Annotated in this window: 10 protein-coding genes; 4 read left to right on the top strand and 6 right to left on the bottom strand. The window is 49.5% G+C overall.

All coding sequences use genetic code 11. The features are described 5' to 3' along the window. Window positions 1-17: 17 nt before the first annotated feature. Entirely contained in the window at window positions 18-3,110 is a 3,093-nt protein-coding gene (locus ACO6VG_RS00535) for a hypothetical protein (protein WP_422472210.1), read from the bottom strand. 77 nt (window positions 3,111-3,187) lie between these two features. On the opposite strand from ACO6VG_RS00535, the gene ACO6VG_RS00530 reads away from it, so the two are divergent. Next, window positions 3,188-3,448, top strand: a complete 261-nt coding sequence (locus tag ACO6VG_RS00530; protein ID WP_422472208.1) for a hypothetical protein — start codon at window positions 3,188-3,190, stop codon at window positions 3,446-3,448. 55 nt (window positions 3,449-3,503) lie between these two features. Here the strand turns inward: ACO6VG_RS00530 and ACO6VG_RS00525 are convergent, their stop codons facing one another. From ACO6VG_RS00525 to ACO6VG_RS00515, 3 genes are all read right to left on the bottom strand, one after another. Continuing rightward, a complete protein-coding gene (locus tag ACO6VG_RS00525; RefSeq protein ID WP_422472206.1) occupies window positions 3,504-6,611 on the bottom strand; it encodes a hypothetical protein in 3,108 nt (1,035 codons plus the stop codon). Between the two features lie 86 nt (window positions 6,612-6,697). Next, on the bottom strand, window positions 6,698-9,838 hold the full coding sequence (locus ACO6VG_RS00520; protein WP_422472204.1) for a hypothetical protein: 3,141 nt from the start codon (window positions 9,836-9,838) through the stop codon (window positions 6,698-6,700). A gap of 120 nt (window positions 9,839-9,958) precedes the next feature. After that, complete coding sequence (locus tag ACO6VG_RS00515) at window positions 9,959-10,858, bottom strand: ROK family protein (protein ID WP_422472202.1); 900 nt, start codon at window positions 10,856-10,858, stop codon at window positions 9,959-9,961. A gap of 305 nt (window positions 10,859-11,163) precedes the next feature. Between ACO6VG_RS00515 and ACO6VG_RS00510 the strand changes: the two genes are divergently transcribed. The 3 genes from ACO6VG_RS00510 (at window position 11,164) to glgX (ending at window position 18,158) form a co-directional block, all read left to right on the top strand. Then, complete coding sequence (locus ACO6VG_RS00510) at window positions 11,164-13,626, top strand: glycogen/starch/alpha-glucan phosphorylase (protein WP_422472200.1); 2,463 nt, start codon at window positions 11,164-11,166, stop codon at window positions 13,624-13,626. 140 nt (window positions 13,627-13,766) lie between these two features. After that, complete coding sequence (gene glgB, locus ACO6VG_RS00505; protein ID WP_422138772.1) at window positions 13,767-15,977, top strand: 1,4-alpha-glucan branching protein GlgB; 2,211 nt, start codon at window positions 13,767-13,769, stop codon at window positions 15,975-15,977. Window positions 15,978-15,992: 15 nt separating this feature from the next. Then, on the top strand, window positions 15,993-18,158 hold the full coding sequence (gene glgX / locus ACO6VG_RS00500; RefSeq protein WP_422472198.1) for a glycogen debranching protein GlgX: 2,166 nt from the start codon (window positions 15,993-15,995) through the stop codon (window positions 18,156-18,158). 72 nt (window positions 18,159-18,230) lie between these two features. Here the strand turns inward: glgX and amrA are convergent, their stop codons facing one another. Then, window positions 18,231-18,800, bottom strand: a complete 570-nt coding sequence (gene amrA / locus ACO6VG_RS00495; protein WP_422472196.1) for an AmmeMemoRadiSam system protein A — start codon at window positions 18,798-18,800, stop codon at window positions 18,231-18,233. Between the two features lie 81 nt (window positions 18,801-18,881). After that, window positions 18,882-19,661, bottom strand: coding sequence for an AmmeMemoRadiSam system protein B (gene amrB / locus ACO6VG_RS00490; RefSeq protein WP_422472194.1), 780 nt, complete (start codon window positions 19,659-19,661; stop codon window positions 18,882-18,884). Window positions 19,662-19,714 lie beyond the last annotated feature (53 nt).

Here is a 19,714-nt window from a genome sequence, read left to right as displayed (position 1 = left end):
TTCTTATACCATTCGTGCTATCGGCCCACCCCTGCTGGTTTGCTCCGGGCATCAGGCTTTGGCATCTTCTTTGGCACCAGCATTTCCGGTTCTCTAAGATCGCCTTTGTTGGTAAAAAAGTAGGGACGCTTCTCGCTGATCACGGCAATACCCCGATCCTTCAGCACTTTTCGGGCTTCCTCCGAAGCCAGTGTTTTCTGCTTTAAGGTGCCCGGATTCATCCGTATACCTTCGCTCCTCAGACGCTCTACTTCTTTTTCCAATGCCTGTCGTGTTGTCAGGCTCAGCAGTGACGGGTCATGTTCGTATTGCATCTTTTCCAGCAGCGTCATTCCGGCTGGAAGCTTTACCTGCCCCAGGTCATACCCGCTGTTATGGATACCATAAGTAATCCCTTTGTTCTGATCAGCCTTGCAGGCTTTGTGGTCAGGATCTGAACAGACAATGATTCCGGCCTCCCGGGCTATTTTGCGGCGGACATTGTCGTCAATAAACTGGTTCATTCTCTGCACTGGCTCAGTGGTCCATTCAAAGTTTTCAGAGATCTTTGAGCCATTGTTGCTCAGACCGTAGACTTGGGTGTAGTTTTTTTTGCGCCAATCCTGAAGTTGCCCGGTTACCCGCGCCAGATCAGCCGCACCGTGCATGGCGGCTTCCAGATGGCGTTGGAATTCACTCTTGTTGTCAGGCTCGGAGCTAAACTCCCTGGTCAGCTGCAATGGTAAGTCAAGACGTCTGGCATCAAAACCCCAGATTCGAGTCACCGTTAATCCGGGAAAATCAGCCCCAACCCCGCAACCACGGATAACGTCCATTCGATCCGCAAAGCGTAAGATGCGCAGATACCAACGCACTGACACAGAAAGGTTTTGCTCGTCTTTACCCTTGACATCATTTTCCTTGCTCACCATTGCCTCTTCCATATCATCCAGAAGCTGCTCAGGGAAGCGTTCGGCCAGATCCCGTTTGAAATAGTTAGCTGAACTTGTTTCTTCCACTGATTTGTCGACATCTTCGGCAGCCGCATCATGGTAGATAATCGCCAGCGACAGGAGTTCTTTTTCTTGTTCTTTCAGGGAACACTGCTGAAATTTCTCCAGCAATTCCATATACCAGTGACCATTATTTCTGGCCCGCAGGACATGACTGCAGCTGTGCTGAGGTTTCCATACGGTTGGTATGTTTTGCATGCCAAGGCTCTGGATCACCCGTTCCGGTCCTGGACGGCGGTAATAATGCTGCAATACCTTCAGGATGGTTTTTTCATTATCGCCGACATTGTCAGGCAGGACAGGCGGTCTGCTGAACGCCTCCACCACAAACTTTAATGCCGTTGGTGTTTCGGCTGCCAATGGTGTTGCCAGGTTGTGAGAATCGTCCAGACCGAGAGATTGTTTCAGATTATCGATGTCCTGCTGTGCCTGTCGGACATGCTTTGGCCAATTCTGGTAGAAAGGATATGTTTCCCGTTGTTCCCATAGTTTTTCAACCCATTCGATATAATCATCCAGAAAAAAATCATCAATAACTTTCTGACCTTCGTCGTAAAAGATCTTCAGGTCGTATTTAAGACTACGCAGAATGTTTTCATCCACTGAAACCTCGTAATGAAACAGGGCCAGTAGGTTGGACTGAATATGTTCGAGGTTTTTAGTCGGTAAGGTGATCAAATAACGCAATACTGCTTTCAGGGATTCCCGCAGGTTCAGTTTGTTTCTTCGGCAGATACGGTCAAATTCAACGACGCTTCCCGGGCAATCGGTCAAGGGTAAACGCTTGAGATGTTGCACGGTCAGGAACTCAAGTGGAGTAGAGGCAGCCACCAGGCAATTGAATATTCTTGCTGGCATTGCTGGTCCCAGGAAAGCTGCCATGACGTCAATATAAAAAGTATACTTCTTCAGCCTCGCTCCGCTCTGCAGAAGCAGCTGAAGTAACCGTAAAGCTTCTTCTTCCTGTTTCCGGGTTTGCTCATGTTCCGGCACATCTTGCCTTTTCATTTCCGAATGCAGCAACATTTCAAGCAACGAATTACCAGAAGATCCGTTATAAATAAAACACTGGTGAATGGGCAATCCAGCCTGTTTTAATTCCAGAAGCTTCTCATAGCTGTAGCGACGAGGATCTGTTACCAACTCGATGGCCTGTTGCAATTTTTGTCTGACATCTGGTGTGATGGTTAATTTCGAACCCAGTGCCTTTGCCCGCAAAGACATTGGCAGCAGATTCAACATGGCCCTGAAATGTTCCGGAGTTATGCCCTGCGAGAAGGCAAAATCATTAAGAGAAAGCTCATTCATGTACATCCGTGAACTCTCCAGCTCATCACCAAAATAGACCTGTACAGAACCTGTGCGGTGGCAATAAACCACCAGAGGCAAGGGTCCAATCTTCAATTCCTCTTCACACCGACGCTTGTCACATAGGATATTGTAAATATTTTTCTGGGCATCGTTGTAAACACAAAAGCATTTGATGTCTTCTTTGCTGTAGTGAGTGAGCAGCAGCTCCGGGAAATCATCATGGGTGTTATAAGGGCCAGATTTCAATTTTGGCAAACTGAACGTCCCGTCTGGCAGCAGATGTCCCGAAGTGAAATAAGGAGGATAAATTTTCCAGAAGACTTGATTGCCACGCTCGAAACGTTTATCGAGCAGTGATTGCAGATCAGGCAGCATTTTTGCCAGCATTTTTTCCGGAGTGACGCCAGGCACTTTCATCATCAGCGACCTGGTCCCTGCATTACGTTTGTAGACATACAGGCATTGTGGATCAACAATGCCTACCATCCATTTGCCATAACCTTCTGGCACAGGCTGGGTGGGCATCATTCTCCCTGGCAGGGCGAGGGTGAAAGGTCTTGGTGTTCTCTTGCCTGAAAAATATTGTGCTTCTTCAAACAAATTAATTCGCCGAAACGCCAGGCGTCCACTCTCAGCGGCCAGCAGTAGCTGTTGTCGCTCAGACTCCCTGGAAGGACCGGGCAGCAGCCTGCTGGTGGATTCGCAGACTGTCCATTGGCCAGAGGCCGTTACCGACTGGGTGTCAGATTTTGATTGCGGGGGAGGATACAGGCTTGCAAAGATCCCTGTTCCCTGAGCAACATCCATGGTAATACTCCTGTAAAATAAATTACTTAGCCATTTTCATGAGGGTGTCGTAAAACTCTCTCCAGCGTGGGAACGAGTTGACTCCTGTCATTTCCGGCTTCATTCTCGTCATTCCCGGCTTCATTCCCGGCTTCATTCTCGTCATTCCCGGCTTCATTCTCGTCATTCCCGCGAAGGCGGGAATCCAAACTGAATCACCACCGGAACCATACTGCCTGCTGCCCCCCTGGCCTTGTCATCCCCGAGAAGGCAGAGATTCACCGTTGGCGCTGGATTCCCGCCTTCGCGGGAATGACGACCTCAGAGCATGGGAACGAGCTGTTGGAGTTTTGCGGTAGCCTCCCATACGGGGTGCTTACGATATTTGGAGTCACAGGCTGGCGAAAAGTTCCATCAGGTTCTTATACCATTTGTGCTATCGGCATCCCCTGCTGGTTTGCTCCGGGCATCAGGCTTTGGCATCTTCTTCGGCACCAGCATTTCCCATTCTTCCGGCTTGCCCTCGTTGTTGAAGTAGGGACGCTTATCGCTGACCACGGTAATACCCCGGTCTTCCAGCACTGACTGGGCTTTCGGCGAACGCAGTGTTTGCTGCGTCAAGGTGCCCAGATTCATCCGTATCCCTTCCCTTCTGAGCCGTTGCACCTCTTGTTCCAATGCTTGCTGAGTTGCCGGGCTCAGCAGTGACGGGTCATGTTCGTATTGCATCTTTTCCAGCAGCGTCATTCCGGCTGGAAGCTCTACCTGCCCCAGGTCATACCCGCTGTTATGAATACCGTAAGTGATCCCTTTGTTCTGATCCGCCTTGCAGGCTTTGTGGCTGGGGTCTGAACAGACAATAATTCCGGCATTCCGGGCTATTTTACGCCGAACATTGTCATCAATTAACTGGTTCATTCTCCGCACTGGCTCAGGTGTCCATTCAAAGTTTTCAGAGATCTTTGAACCATTGTCGTCCAGACCGTAGACTTGGGTGTAGTTTTTTTTGCGCTGATCCAGAAGTCGCCCGGTTATCCGCGCCAGATCAGCCGCACCGTGCATGGCGGCTTCCAGATGACGTTGGAATTCAGTCTTGTTGCAAGACCGGGAGCTAAACTCACTGGTCAGATGCGATGGTAAGTCAAGACGTGTAGCATCAAAACCCAGAGTTTGAGTCACCGTTAATCCGGGAAAATCAGCCCCGATCCCGCAACCACGGATAACATCCATGCGATCTGCAAAGCGTAGTATGCGCAGATACCAGCGCACAGGGTCAGGCAGGTTCTGCTCCTCTTTACCCTTAACATCGTTTTCTTTGCTGACTATCGCCATTGCCATATCAGCCAGCAGCTTTTCAGGGTAGTGCTCGGTCAGGTCTCGTTTGAAATAATCAGCTGAACTTGATTCTTCCGCTGATTTGTCGACATCTTCGGCAGCTGAATCATGGTAGATAATCGCCAGCGACAGGAGTTCTTTTTCTTGTTCTTTCAGGGAACACTGCTGAAATTTCTCCAGCAATTCCATATACCAGAGCCCATTATTCCTGGCCCGCAGCACATGACTGCAGCTGTGCAGAGGTTTCCACACCCTTGGTATGGTTTGCATGCCAAGGCACTGGATCACCCGTTCTGGTCCCGGACGGCGGTAATAATGTTGTAATACCTTCAGGATGGTTTTTTCATTATCGCCGACATTATCGGGCAGGACTGGCGCTGTGCTGAAGGCGTCCACCACAAACTTTAATGCCGCTGGTGTTTCGTTTGCCAATGGTGTTGCCAGGTTGTGAGAATCGTCCAGACCAAGAGATTGTCTCAGAGCCCTGATGTCCTGCTGAGCCTGCCGGACACGCTTTGGCCAATTCTGGTAGAAAGGATTTGTTTTCCGTTGCTCCCACAGTTTTTTAACCCATTGGATATATTCATCCGGAGACAAATTATCAATAACCTTCCTACCGTCAGGGTGATGCCATTCCAGAGTTTCTTTAACCCTGTGTAGAATCTCCGGGTCCAGGTAAGAACAGTAATGAAAGAGGGCCAGTAAGCGGGATTTGTGCATGTTCAGGGGAGTGTGTCTGGATCGAGATTTTAGTTCCTTTTTCATTTGTTGCTGCAGTTGCTCTTGACTGTGACCCTTACAGATTCGGTCAAATTCAACGACGCTTCCGGGACAACCGGTAAAAGGTATTCTGCGGAGGTGTTTCAGGGTCAGAAAATTGAAGGGAGCAAAGGCAGCCACCATGTAATTCATTATGAATGCTGGCATTACCAATCCAAAGCCATCCTTCATCCTGTCAATATGATAAATACACCCCCCCCCCTCCAGCCTTGAACCGCTCTGAAGAAGCAGACGAAGTAAGCGACAAGCTTTTTTCTCCTGTTCCCGGGTTTGCTCATCCTCTGGCTCTTCGTTTCTGATCATTTCGGAAAGCAGCAACATGTCCAGCAAGGATCGAACACATCCTTCATGAAGGAAAGACTGGTGAATTGGCAAGCCGCTTTGTTGTAATTCCAGAAGCCTTTCATAACTGTAATAACGGGGATCACTCACCAGCTTGATGGCCTGTTGCAATTTTCGCATAACATCCGGTGAGAAGGTTAATTTCGTACTCAGTGTCTTTGCCCGCAAAGACACTGGCAGCAGATTTAATATGGCTCTGAAATGTTTTGGTTCTATGCCTAGTGAAAACGCAAAATCATCCAGAGAATCCTCATTCCCGGCCAAGTGTTTACTGTCCAGCTCATCATCAAAACAAACCTGAACAGAACCTGTGCGGTGGCAATAAACGACCAGAGGTAATGGGGCAAGCTCCAATACCTTTTCACACTCGTGCTTGTCCCTGAGGATATCGGAAATATTTATCTGTGCATCGTTGTATACACAAAAGCATTTGATGTCTTTTTTGCAATATTTGGCGGTCACCAGTTCCGGGTAATCAAATATGTCGGGTTTATCGCCGGATTTCAATTTTGGTAAACTGAACGTCCCATCCGCTTGCAGATGTCCTGAGGTGAAACGGAGAGGATAAACTGTCCAGATGACTTGATCGCCACGCTCAAAACGACGGCGGAGCAATGATTGCAGATCAGGCAGTAGTTTTACTTTCAGTTGTTCCGGAGTTACGTTACGCGCTACCAGCACAGTTCCGGTCTCTGCATCGCGTTTATAGGCGAACAGGCATTGGGGGTCAACAATGCCTATCATTGATTGACCGAGCGTTTTTGGAGTGGGCATAGTAGGCAACATCTCTCCCGGCAGGGTGAGGGTGAATGGTCTTGGTGCTCCCTTACCCGAAAAGTAATCTCCTTCATTGGTCAATTTAATTCGCCGAAACGCCAGGCGCCCACTCTTGGCAGCGTGAAGTAGCTCTTGTTGAGCAGACTCCCTGCGATCACGTGATAGCATCTTGCTGGTCGGTTCGCAAACTGTCCATTGGCCAGAGACCGTTACCGACTGGGTGTCAGACTTTGATTGAGGGGGAGGGTGCAGGCTTGCAGAGGTCCCCGTTCCCTGGGCAACATCCATGGTAATACTCCTGTAAAACAAATTACTTACCCATTTCCATTTGGGGTCTACTGTTATTTAGAGTCACTGGCTGGCGAAAAGTTCCATCAGGTTCTTATACCATTCGTGCTATCGGCATCCCCTGCTGGTTTGCTCCGGGCATCAGGCTTTGGCATCTTCTTTGGCACCGGCATTTCCCATTCTTCCGGCTTGCCCTCGTTGTTGAAGTAGGGACGCTTATCGCTGACCACGGTAATACGCCGGTCTTCCAGCACTGACTGGGCCTTCGGCGAAAGCAGTGTTTCCTTCGTCAAGGTGCCCGGATTCATCCGTATCCCTTCCCTCCTGAGCCGCTGCACCTCTTGTTCCAATGCTTGCTGAGTTGCCGGGCTCAGCAGCGACGGGTCATGTTCGTATTGCATTTTTTCCAGCAGCGTCATGCCGGCCGGAAGCTCTACCTGCCTCAGGTCATACCAGCTGTTATGGATACCATAAGTAATCCCTTTGTCCTGATCAGCCTTGCAGGCCCGGTGTTCAGCATCTGAACAGACAATGATTCCGGCCTCCCGAGCTATTTTGCGGCGGACATTGTCGTCAATAAACTGGTTCATTCTTTTGACTGGCTCAGTGGTCCACTCGAAGTTTTCAGAGATTTTTGAGCCATTGCCAATCAGACCGTAGACTTTGGTGTAATCTTTGTTGCGCTGATCGTTAAGTCGCCCGGTGACCCGCGCCAGATCAGCCGCACCATGCATGGCGGCTTCCAGATGACGTTGGAATTCACTCTTGTTGTCAGGCTCGGAGGTAAACTCTTCAGTCAGCTGCGTTGGTAAGTCAAGAAGTCCAGCGTTAAAACCCCGGGTTGGAGTCACCGTTAATCCGGGAAAATCAGCCCCAACCCCGCAACCACGGATAACGTCCGTGCGATCTGCAAAGCGTAATATGCGCAGATACCAACGCACTGACACAGACAGGTTCTGCTCGTCTTTACCCTGAACATCGTTTTCCTTGCTGATCATTGCCTCGGCCATATCAGCCAGCAGCGCTTCAGGGTAGTATCCGGCCAGGTCCCGTTTGAAATATTCAGCTGAACGTGTTTCTTCAGCTGATTTGTCGACATCTTCGGCAGCCGCATCATGGTAGATAATCGCCAGCGACAGGAGTTCTTTTTCGTCCTGGCGCAAGGAGCATTGCTGAAATTTCTCCAGCAATTCCATATACCAGTGCCCATTATTCCTGGCCCGCAGGACATGACTGCAACTGTGCAGTGGTTTCCACAGGGTTGGCAAGGTTGGTTTGCGCAGGCTCTTGATCACCCGTTCTGGTCCCGGACGGCGGTAGTAATGCTGCAATACCTTCAGGATGGTTTTTTCATTATCGCCGACAAGATCAGGCAAGACCGGCGCTGTGCTGAACGCATCCTCGATAAACTTTAATGCCGATGGTGGTTCGTCTGCCAATGGCCCGGATGGGCCAGAGTCGTTCAGGTTGAGAGATTTTTTCAGATCCTTGATCTCCTTCTCAGCCTGCTCCAGATGTTCTGGCCAATTCCGGAATAAAGGATAGGTGTTCCTTTCGTCCCAGAGTTTTTTAACCCACGGGATAAAATCAGCCACAGTAAAATTATCAGCAATCTTCTTAGTGCGATGGCAATAATAGTCCAGAAATACTACAAGAGAATCCAGATTCACTTCGTCCAGGCAAGCGCCGTAATGAAAGAGGGCCAGCAAGTGGGATTTGATCATGTCGAGGGGTGGAGGTTCAAAACTCACATCCAATACCTTTATCATACGTTGCTGTATTTGTTCTTGACTGAGCCCCTGACAAATTCGGTTAAATTCAACGACGTTCCCTGGGCAACCGATTAAAGGTATTCTCTCGAGATGTTTCAGGGTCAGAAAATCAAATGGGTCAAAGGCAGCCACGATATAATTCATTGCACTCGCTGGTATTACCTGAGATGTGCAATCTTTCATGCTTTTAATGTAGGGGATGGCGCTCTCCAGCCTTGCTCCACTTTGCAGAAGCAGTTGCAGTAAGCGACAGGCTTCTTTTTCATGTTCCCGGGTTTGCTCATGCTCTGGCTCACCGTTTCTGCCCATTTCGGTAAGCAGCAACAGGTCAAGCAAAGATACATACCCGCCTCCATAAATAAAATGCTTGTGAATGGGTAAGCCACTTTGTTTTAGTTCCAGAAGCTTCTCATAACTGTATGAACAGGGATCAGTCAGTAATTCGATGGCCTGTTCCAATTTGTCCTTAAGACCAGGTGAAAAGGTTAATTTCGAACCCAATGTCTTTGCCCGCAAAGACATTGGCAGCAGATTCAACAGGGCTCTGAAAGTGTCTGGGAATAACTTGTGAAAGATCGCAAAATCTTTCAGTGAGCGCTCATTCTCGGCCAGGAGCATATTGTCCAGCTCATCTTCAAAATAGACCTGAACAGAACCTGTGCGGTGGCAATAAACAACCAGAGGCAAGGGGTCAAGCTCCAATTCCTCTTCACACTCGCGCTTGTCCCGGAGGATATCGGAAATATTTTTCTGTGCATCGTTATAAACACAGAAGCATTTGATGTCTTCTCTTCTGTAGTGGGTGAGCACCAGTTCCGGGAAATCCTTTGAGCGGGTACATTGGCCCGGTTTGAATTTTGGCAAAGTGAACGTTCCATCTGCTTGCAGATGTCCCGAGGTGAAACGGGGATAAACTCTCCAGATGACTTGTTCGCCACGCTCAAAACGTCTATCAAGGGCAGATTGTAGATCAGGCAGTAGTTTTACCTGCAGTCCTTCCGGAGTAAAGCCAGGCTCCAGCAGCCTGCTGGTCCATGCGTTACGTTTATAGACATACAGGCATTGTGGATCAACAATGCCAACCATCCATTCGCCATGATTTTCTGACACGCGCTGGGTGGGCATCATTGCCCCCGGCAGGGCGAGGGTGCAGGGCCTTGGTGCTCTCTTGCCAGAAAGGTATTCTTCTTCTTTAAATATATCAATTCGCCGAAGTCCCAGACGTCCGCTCTCAGCGGCCAGCAGTAGCTCTTGTCGCTCAGACTCCCTGGCAGGACTGGGCAGCAGCTTGCTGGTTGACTTGCAGACTTTCCACTGGCCAGAGGCTGTTGCTGACTGGGTGTCAAAATCTGATTCAAAATCTGATTCAAAATCTGATTCTGACTGGGTGTCAAAATCGGGTTGATGTTGATAGCTTAGGTGCGAACAGCTTCTCACTCCCTGAGTTACATTCATGGTTATAGCCCTTTAAAAGTTATTATTTACCCACTTCCCTGTAGGTGAGTCCTGAGTCTTAGAGTCACTAGCTGGTAATAAAGTTCCGTTCCCACTGTCTGAGGATGTCAATTATTTAATTTAAAGCCAGGCAGCGCCCCTGACACCCGATGAATCACCGTGTTTGGCGGGTGCGATCCGGGTATTCAGCCGATCAGAGAAAACATACTTTGCGACAGCTCCCGGAAGTTCGGTATACAGCGCCTCGATATTCGACATGCCGCCACCGAGGACAATGACCTCCGGATCAAAAATGTTGATGACGCCGGCAAGCGCACGGGCCAATGCATCCACATAATGATTGAAATGCTCAATAGCCGGTTGATCAGCATTTTGAACTCTTGCCATCACTGATTTTGCATCAGGAATTTCACGGGCGCTGAAGCCATGGGCTTCACGGAAACGTTTGGCCATTCCTGTGCCGGATACAAAGGTTTCAATACAGTTCTTGCGGCCGCAGTAGCAGTTCTGGTCCGGACCGTCGGTGTGGTTATGGTAATAGGGCAGAGGATTGTGGCCCCACTCTCCGGCAATGGCGTTGGGTCCCTGAACAAGCTGGCCGTTATACACCAGTCCGCCACCACAGCCTGTCCCGATAATGACGCCAAAACAGCTTCTGGCCCCCGCTGCCGCCCCATCGGTTGCTTCTGACAGGGCAAAGGAGTCGGCATCGTTGGCCAGCTTCACGGCTCTACCCAATCGCTGCTCAAGGTCTTCCGCAACAGTCTGATCGATCAGGTAGAGGGTGTTGGCATTTTTCATGCGACCTGTATCAGGACTGACAGCGCCCGGCAGGCAGAGACCGATATGGCTGGCAGGTCCATACTGTCTTTCAGTGACGCGGATTAATACCTGAATGCTATCGAGAAAGTCAGGGTAATTATTTGGGGTAGCTTGTCGCTCCCGATGAATCATTTCCCCGCTATCGGAAAGCACCACAATCTCTGTTTTGGTGCCACCCACATCAATGCCAAATCGCACAGAATCACCTCGTTTATGGATCGGTTGGCTTGGCATCTGAGTTTAAACGAATAACTGAAGGTATCATTATTAAACAATCTTTGTCGTATAAATGTTGAAATCGTACACAGGGCGTAATGTCTTTTCATCGTCCGACTGAGCAGGAATTAATGACAACTAAACCGAAATGACCTGAAATCAGAATTATAATTATCCACAGGTCATGCCATCACGTTTGGTTAAGTAAACAGCCCTGATTGTAGGCAACGATTGAATGCCTCTCATGGCCAAAAGTTTTTCATGGTTGATAGTGCAGGTGGAAAAACATGAGTGCAAACAAGGCTGGGCAAAATGATGCAATGCCCGTTTTGGGCAGTGAAGAGATTGCCCGGCGGGTGGTCGAACATCTTCAACAATCACTGGGTGTTGAGTCTGAAGAGTCCGGGCCCGCAGAGTATTGGGAAGCCCTGAGCCTGGTGGTTCGTGAGATGGGTCTGCAACGTATCCGCGCAACACGCAAGAGAGAGCGTGAAGGCAAAGCCCGGCGCATTTATTACCTGTCGCTGGAATTCCTGATTGGCCGCCTTTTGGGTAACAATCTTCACAATCTGGGAATCTTCAGGCAGACAGAACAAGCCATGGCCAGCCTGGGAATATCTCTGGTTGATATTCTTGAGTATGAGTCTGATCCGTCACTGGGCAATGGCGGTCTGGGAAGACTGGCTGCCTGCTTTCTGGATTCCATGACCACCCTTGATATGCCTGCCATGGGTTACGGCATTAACTATCGATTTGGTCTCTTTCGTCAGAGCTTTGCCGGAGGCAAACAGGTGGAAACGCCTGACGCCTGGCGTGAGGAGAGTTTCCCATGGGGTATTGAGAGAGCCAAGCGCAAGCAGCGCGTCAAACTTTATGGCACCGTGAGAGAACATGCTGGTAAAGCGGTCTGGGAAGATACTCAGGAAATTTTAGGTATGCCCTGGGATGTGCCTGTCACCGGTTATGGCACAGAGACTGTTAACACTCTGCGTCTTTGGGAAAGTCGTGCCGCTCAGGGTTTTGATCTGAACAGCTTTGATGCTGGCCGCTATGAGGATTCCCGTTCACAGGAAATCAGCGCCGAAAACATCAGTCAGGTGCTCTATCCCAACGATAATCATCCTGCGGGAAAAGAGTTGCGCTTCATTCAGCAGTACTTCTTCGTCGCCTGTTCACTGGCTGATCTGATCCAACGTTACAAGCGTGAAAACAGTGAAAGTCTGGAACCTATTGCCGACAAGGTCGCCATTCAGCTGAACGATACCCATCCTGCCATCGCTGTGGCTGAATTCATGCGCTTCCTCATGGATGAGGAAGGTTTTGCATTCAACAGGGCGCTGGAAATCACTCGTGAGGTGTTTACCTACACTAACCACACTTTGTTGCCAGAAGCGCTGGAAAAGTGGCCTCAGAGTTTGATTATCAGAGTACTGCCCCGCCATATGCAGATCATTCATATGATTAACTACCACTTTTTGCATTCTGAAGTAGAGGCAGTCTGGCCGGGCGATGACGCTATGAAACGTCGCCTGTCCATTATCGAAGAGCCGGATCGTCCGGGGGATGATCAGATGGTTCGTATGGCATTCCTGTCGGTTGTTGGTAGCCACAAAGTCAACGGAGTGGCTGCCCTGCACTCAAGACTGGTTCAGGAAAAACTGTTCCCCGAATTTCATAAAATGTGGCCTGATAAAATTGTCAATGTGACCAATGGTGTTACTCCAAGGCGCTGGCTGGACTATTGCAATCCGGCATTGGCAGTCCTTATCGACGAGACTGTTGGAAGCGACTGGCGAAAAGACCTTTACAAACTTGATGCTTTGAAGGCTCATGCCGATGATCCGGCATTCCAGAAACGCTTTGCGGCTATCAAACATGACAATAAAAAGCATCTGGCAGCAGTTATCAGGGAACTCTGTGATGTTGATGTAAGCCCTGATGCCATTTTTGACGTCCAGATCAAACGTCTCCACGAATACAAGCGTCAGCAAATGAACCTGCTTCACATCATGGCGCTGTATCGTCGACTTCTGGATAACCCGGATCTGGATGTACCCCGGCGGGTCTTTATTTTTGGTGCCAAGGCAGCGCCTGGCTACAAAGTGGCCAAAACCATTGTTCATGCCATCAACCGGGTGGCTGAACGAGTGAATAATGATCGTCGTATCAAAGATAAGCTGAAGGTGGCTTTCCTGCCTAATTATCGAGTCAGTCTGGCGGAAAAAATTATCCCTGCTGCGGATGTTTCCGAGCAGATCTCTACGGCCGGATTTGAAGCGTCCGGTACGGGCAACATGAAGTTTGCTCTCAACGGTGCCTTGACCGTGGGTACTCTTGATGGCGCCAACGTCGAGATTGCCGAAGAGGTAGGCGACGATAATATCTTTATTTTTGGTCTGACGGTTGAACAGGTGTCAGAGCTTCGTCACCGTGGCTATAACCCCCGGGATGTCTACAACCGTTGTGAAGAGCTGCGCAGTGTCATTGACTGGCTGGATTCCGGAGATCTTTCTCCCGAAGAGCCGGATGCCTTCCGGCCTCTGGTTGAAGCCCTGCTGAACAAGGGAGACTACTTCCTGACACTGGCGGATTATCAGGCCTACAGTGATGCCCATGATCGCATTGTTGAAACCTGGAAAAAGCCGGAACTCTGGTGGCGAATGGCCATCATCAACTCGGCCTCAATGGGCAAGTTTTCATCCGACCGGTCTATTCAGGATTACAGCAAGATCATCTGGAATATGGCCTGAGCTGGAAGCAGCGAGTCACTCCTGAATGAGCCACTTCTTATAGTGATTCGCTGCTTTAGAGCATTTTTTTCAGGAGCCTGTCGATTTTTGAGTGGGCTCCTATAATACCTCAGACTGAATAAACAGAAGCCGTTCCCTGTATGCCTGATTCTGTCGAAGCGCTGGTCGGTCAACTGCTGAATTGTCACTGTGCCGAGCCGTTTAATATTCTGGGGTTTCATGAGCGTCCTGAAGGCGGCGGCCTGTTGCTTAGGGTCTGGAGGCCAGATGCCAGTGCTGTCAGTGTCATCGCCTTTACTTCCGGCGAAGCCATAGGTGAAATGGTTCAGATCGCTCCGGGATTGTTCGAGCTGGTACCGCCAGAATGCTGTTCTGTTTTTCTGTATCAACTGGTGATCACAAATAAAGATCATCAGTCGTATACATTAATGGACCCCTACCAGTTTCAGTCTTACACCCTGAGTCATGTTCACCGTGAGCCTTATCGAAACTATCGTTATATGGGCGCGCACCTGGTTTCGTTGCACCCTGAGGAGAAAGTTTCCATAGAAGGGGTGATCTTCAGGGTCTACGCACCCCATGCGAGAAGCGTCAGTCTGGTGGGCAGTTTTAATGGCTGGGACGGCAGAGTTCACCCCATGGCCAGCTCGGACGACGGGGTCTGGTGTCTCTTTCTCCCGAATGTGAAGGCGGGTGATCTCTACAAATATGAAATTCGCAGCCAGCAGGGGGATTTACTGCCTCACAAGGCCGATCCCTATGGCTACTATGCCGAGCAGCCACCCGGTAATGCTTCCATTGTTTACGATCACCTGAACTATGAGTGGGAAGACTGTCACTGGAAGCATCACTCCTGTCTGGACAGGCCGGTCAGTATCTATGAAGTACACCTGGGGTCCTGGCGCCAGGAACAGGGTAAAAGCCTCACTTACAAGGCGCTGGCCGAACAGTTAATCCCTTATGTTGTCGAGATGGGGTTTACTCATATTGAACTGATGCCCCTTATGGAACATCCATTTACAGGCTCCTGGGGCTATCAACCGGTGGGACTGTTCGCTCCTACCAGCCGCTTTGGCAATCCGGATGATTTTAAAGCCTTTATTGATGCCTGCCATCAGTCTGGTATTGGTGTCATTCTGGACTGGGTACCTGCTCATTTTCCCTCCGACCCCCACGGTCTGGGTCATTTTGATGGAACAGCCCTGTATGAATATGCTGATCCCAAAAGAGGTTGGCATCCCGACTGGCAATCTCATATCTACGACTATGGAAAACCGGAGGTAAAGGATTTTTTGATCAGCAATGCCATGTACTGGCTGGATCGTTTTCATCTGGATGGTGTGCGGGTGGATGCGGTGGCTTCTATGCTCTACCTCGACTATTCCAGAAGCGAAGGGGAGTGGGAGCCTAATTGCATGGGTGGAAATGAGCATATTGAAGCGGTGCAGTTCCTGAAGGAATTGAACGAAACACTCTATCTGCACTACCCGGATCAGATATCGATTGCCGAAGAATCTACCAGTTGGCCCAAGGTTTCCATGCCTACCTACGACGGGGGGCTGGGCTTTGGCTACAAATGGAATATGGGGTGGATGCACGACACCCTCGGCTATATGGCCCGTGACCCCATTTATCGATACCATCATCATTGGGAAATGATGCAGAGCATGACCTACCACTACAGCGAACATTTTATTCTGGCGCTGTCTCATGATGAAGTGGTGCATGGTAAGGGCAGTCTGCTGGGAAAAATGCCGGGAGATGAGTGGCAAAAGTACGCTAACTTGCGTGCCTGTCTGGGCTTTATGTTCGGGCATCCCGGTAAGAAGTTGCTGTTTATGGGTTCTGAGATCGGCAGTACCCGGGAGTGGGATCATGATGGCCAGCTGGATTGGGCATTGCTCAATAAAAACCATTACAGTCAGGGGCTCAGTCTTCTGGTTAAAACATTAAATCACCTGTATAAGTCTTATCCTGTGCTGTATAAGTCCGATTATGACCAGAATGGGTTTGCCTGGGTGGTGGCTGACGATCAGCAGCAGAGTGTATTTGTATTTATTCGAAAAAGCTTTTCAGGTTCTCCGGTTATAGTCGTGGCCAATATGACACCGGAAGTAAGGAAAGATTACAGGATTGGAGTACCCATCGAGGGTGTCTGGAAAGAAATATTGAATTCCGATGCACAGAGCTTTGGTGGCAGTGGCGTTGCTAACAGCAAGGTACTTTATACCGAGCATTTTCACACCCACAGTTATGATCACTCTCTTTTGGTCACACTACCTCCTTTGTCGACCCTGTTTCTTGCTCCGGATTCTCGCGCTCTTCCCATTTCACAGGACCATAACTTTTAACGACAACAGCCGTGAGTGAAAAAAACGATTGTGATGACAGATATTTCTGTTTCTGCGGGGTGTCCCGAGCTGCAAGGGGCAACAAGGGTAAATGATGATTTCCTGCCAACAGCTGATCATGAAGCAACAGGTGTTAACTTTGCCATCTATGCCCCTGATGCCAGTCAACTCTACCTTTGCCTGTTCAGCCAGAATGATGAGGAAGAAAGGCTGGCAATGATGCCTTCTGATCAGGGGGTGTGGCATCTTTTGGTAAAAGGTATTGAGGTCGGTCAGCGTTATGGCTTTCGTGCCGAAGGAGCCTGGTCGCCTTCTATTTCTCCCCGGTTTAACAGTCACAAACTATTGATGGACCCTTATAGCCGCGAAGTGCGGGGAAAGGTCCAGTGGTCAGAAGCGTTATTTGACTACCAGTGGCATACCCCCCCTGAAGACAATACTTACAGGGTAAAGCGTTTTTCATCGGCAAACAGTGCTGAACAGTGGCTCAAGAGTGAGCTGGACAGTGCCGCCTTGATGCCACGAAGTGTTGTGAGAGAACAGACTTTCGACTGGCAGTCCGTTCAGAAGCCAGCTATTTCCAGAGCCGACAGTATCGTTTATGAACTGCATGTAAAAGGGTTTACACAGCAGCATCCGGACGTACCGGAAGCATTGAGAGGCACTTATCTGGGGCTATGCCATCCCAGTGTGATTGACTACCTCAAAAGGTTGGGAGTCAACGCAATTGAGTTGCTTCCGGTGACCTCTATGGTCAATGAAGAACGCCTTGAAAATATGGGACTCAGGAATTACTGGGGATATAACCCTCTCTGTATGATGGCTCCGGAACCTTCACTGGCGATCAAGGACCCGGTCAGTGAAATGAAGACTATGATTCGTGAGCTGCACAGGGCGGGTATCGAGGTTATTATGGATGTGGTTTACAACCACACCTGTGAATCAGGTTATGGGGGTCCCAGCTTGAGTATGCGTGGCCTGGCAGAACGTGATTACTATCTGATGGACAATCATAATGGTCGTCTGTCTGCCGTCAACTATACGGGTTGTGGCAACACTCTGAATTTTGACAGTCCCCAGACCCTGAAGCTGACCATGGATGCGTTGCGTCTTTGGGCAGAAGAATATCAGGTTGATGGTTTCCGCTTTGACCTTGCTCCTGCACTTGCCAGACAGCATCGAGCGTTCCGCTTTGACAGCGCCTTTTTCCGCGCTGTACATCAAGACCCGGTTATTTCCCGCACTAAATTAATTGCAGAACCCTGGGATATTGGCCCCGAAGGTTATCGACTGTCCGGATTCCCACAGGCGTGGCAGGAGTGGAGTGATCGTTTCAGGGACAGTACACGAGCTTATTGGCGTGGCGATGGGGGAAGGCTGGCAGAGATGGGCTGGCGGATAACCGGTTCTGAAGATGTATTTGGTAAACGTCGTCCATTAGCCAGTATCAACTACATTTGCAGCCACGATGGCTTTACCCTCAACGACCTCTGTTCCTTCGAGGAGCGTCATAACCATGCCAATGGCGAGGAGAACAGGGATGGTGACCAGCACAACTTTTCGCGGAATTATGGCGTAGAGGGAGAAACGGAAGATCACTATATCAAAGCGAGAAGGTTGAGGGCTCGAAAAAACATGCTGGCAACACTGATGCTTTCCCGGGGAACGCCAATGTTGATGGCCGGAGATGAGTTCGGTAACAGCCAGCAGGGTAATAATAATGCCTACTGTCAGGACTCACCCTTATCCTGGCTGGACTGGAGCTGGATGCAGGGCAGTGAAGATGATGGTGCTGTTTTACAGTCATTTGTCCGGCAGCTGATATCCTTTCGTAAGACTCACTTCCTGCTGGGTGGTGCCGGTGGTCGTAAAGCTACGGCCTGGTATTCGCCGGATGGCAGTAAGCTGACGGAAGCACAACTGGGAGAACTGGGTGGGGGTTGTCTCTGTATCAAGCTGAGTTCAGTGATCAACTCTGAGGATGAAAAAAACCTCTACATTTTGATCAATAATGAAGCGCAGTCCAGAAAAGTGACTTTGCCTCAGGTCGAACCCCATAAGTACTGGACCCGCCTTTTGGATACTGGTTCGGAATCACCTTTTTCCAGGGAAGCCTTGCTTACCCGGGGCTGGGTTGAGATGGAAGCAAATTCACTGGTGGTTATTGAAGAGCGACGGTGACTTTTGATAGAGGCAGGGATGGCTCCTGTATTCTCGTTTTGCTCACATGATTATGATCCTCTTTTTGTTGTTTTAATCTTCTTTGAATTTGAGACATTGATAAGAAAAACACTCCATATCTGCGGGCCACTCATGAGGCTGAAGTCCGGCTTTGTGTTTGAGGTGAAGGAGAAACTGGTCAGGTTCGGTCAGTTGTTCCCATACCTGGGGAAGGAACGTGGCCTTGTGATGATCCCCCTGGATCAACAGGCCATCAATTCCCGGGCGTAACTGCGCCAGAAGATCTTCTTCAGTTTCAATCTTCATAGCCGTCATGGGCGTCAGGATAGATATTTCAATACGCAGATCGGCCAGCTCATTTTCGGTGACAGGAAAAAAACGCTGGTCTCTGAACGCACTGGCAAAAGCATTGTATGCGATATCTTCTATCAGGGGTTTTTGAGGAATCAGTGTGCCGATACAGCCTCTGAGTTCGCCAAACTTTTGAAGCGTCACAAATGAAGCAAGATGGACCTGCAATGTTGTTGGAAACTGAGTTAAATCAAGTTTGGGTGGTTCACCGTCAATGCAGATTTTGGCAATAGTGTGTCTGGCCAGACGTAACAGGTTTTTTTTATCCAGTTCTGTGAGATTCAGATCCATCTGACTCGATCCTTTCATGTTATGGCCAGTCTCTTGAACAGTAAATAAGTGCACATCTGGTAATATCGACTCGAGCAATTTTTACTGGATAACATAGGCTCCATATCCGACGACCCGTTTTTTATCACCGGCCGTATCGCCGGAGTTTCGGACATCCAGAGTCACGACTTCCATGCCTCTGCGCTGGGCTATTTTCAGCATACCGTTGAGAGGATAGCTGCCGCAGGCCTGTCCTCCGGTCAGACACCCGCTCATTTGTTCTATTGCTTTGGTCGTCAGACTGTCACGCTGGTTGGCTTCTTCGTAGCTGAGATAGTGACTGAGGTCTGAGCTGATGACAATCAGGGTTTCATCGCCGCCCCAGAGAAAGTCTATAACCTCGGCAACGGCGAAGGGGGAGGCATCACCCACGACCAGAGGAATCAGCGTGAAATTGTCCAGGGTGCTCTGCAGAAAGGGGCACTGGACTTCCAGACTGTGCTCATTGGCATGAGCTGCATCCAGAGTATGTACCTGATTGAACCGACTCAGACTTTTGATTGTATCGGTATCCAGCGGAATATCTCCCATGGGGGTTGAGTAGGCTTCACAGTCCGGAAGGGCTATCCCTTCAAACGCAACCTGATGAGAAGGACCCAGCAATACCACTCTTTTAATCTTGCTGCGGTAGGTCTTCAACTGTTTGTAGCCGGATGCGGCAACAGCTCCGGAGTAGACGTATCCGGCATGAGGTACGATCAGGACTTTAGGCGACAGTTCTCTCTCAGTGGCTTCGGACATCAGATTATTGACAACGGTTTTCAGCAGTTCTGGCTGGTCGGGATAGAAAACACCAGACACAGCGGGTTGTCGAATATTCATTGAGCTTACCCCCCGGATGAACGGCCCTATAATTATAGTCAGCGAACCGAGCG

The organism is Endozoicomonas sp. ALB032, assembly GCF_049310125.1.
Lineage (GTDB): Bacteria > Pseudomonadota > Gammaproteobacteria > Pseudomonadales > Endozoicomonadaceae > Endozoicomonas_A.
This window is presented reverse-complemented; position numbering and strand designations above follow the sequence as displayed.

Bases quoted from the DNA above. Each gene is read 5' to 3' on its own strand.
- amrB (WP_422472194.1), bottom strand. From the start codon at position 19,661: ATGAATATTCGACAACCCGCTGTGTCTGGTGTTTTCTATCCCGACCAG.
- ACO6VG_RS00535 (WP_422472210.1), bottom strand. From the start codon at position 3,110: ATGGATGTTGCTCAGGGAACAGGGATCTTTGCAAGCCTGTATCCTCCC.
- ACO6VG_RS00520 (WP_422472204.1), bottom strand. From the start codon at position 9,838: ATGAATGTAACTCAGGGAGTGAGAAGCTGTTCGCACCTAAGCTATCAA.
- ACO6VG_RS00525 (WP_422472206.1), bottom strand. From the start codon at position 6,611: ATGGATGTTGCCCAGGGAACGGGGACCTCTGCAAGCCTGCACCCTCCC.
- ACO6VG_RS00510 (WP_422472200.1), top strand. From the start codon at position 11,164: ATGAGTGCAAACAAGGCTGGGCAAAATGATGCAATGCCCGTTTTGGGC.
- amrA (WP_422472196.1), bottom strand. From the start codon at position 18,800: ATGGATCTGAATCTCACAGAACTGGATAAAAAAAACCTGTTACGTCTG.
- glgB (WP_422138772.1), top strand. From the start codon at position 13,767: ATGCCTGATTCTGTCGAAGCGCTGGTCGGTCAACTGCTGAATTGTCAC.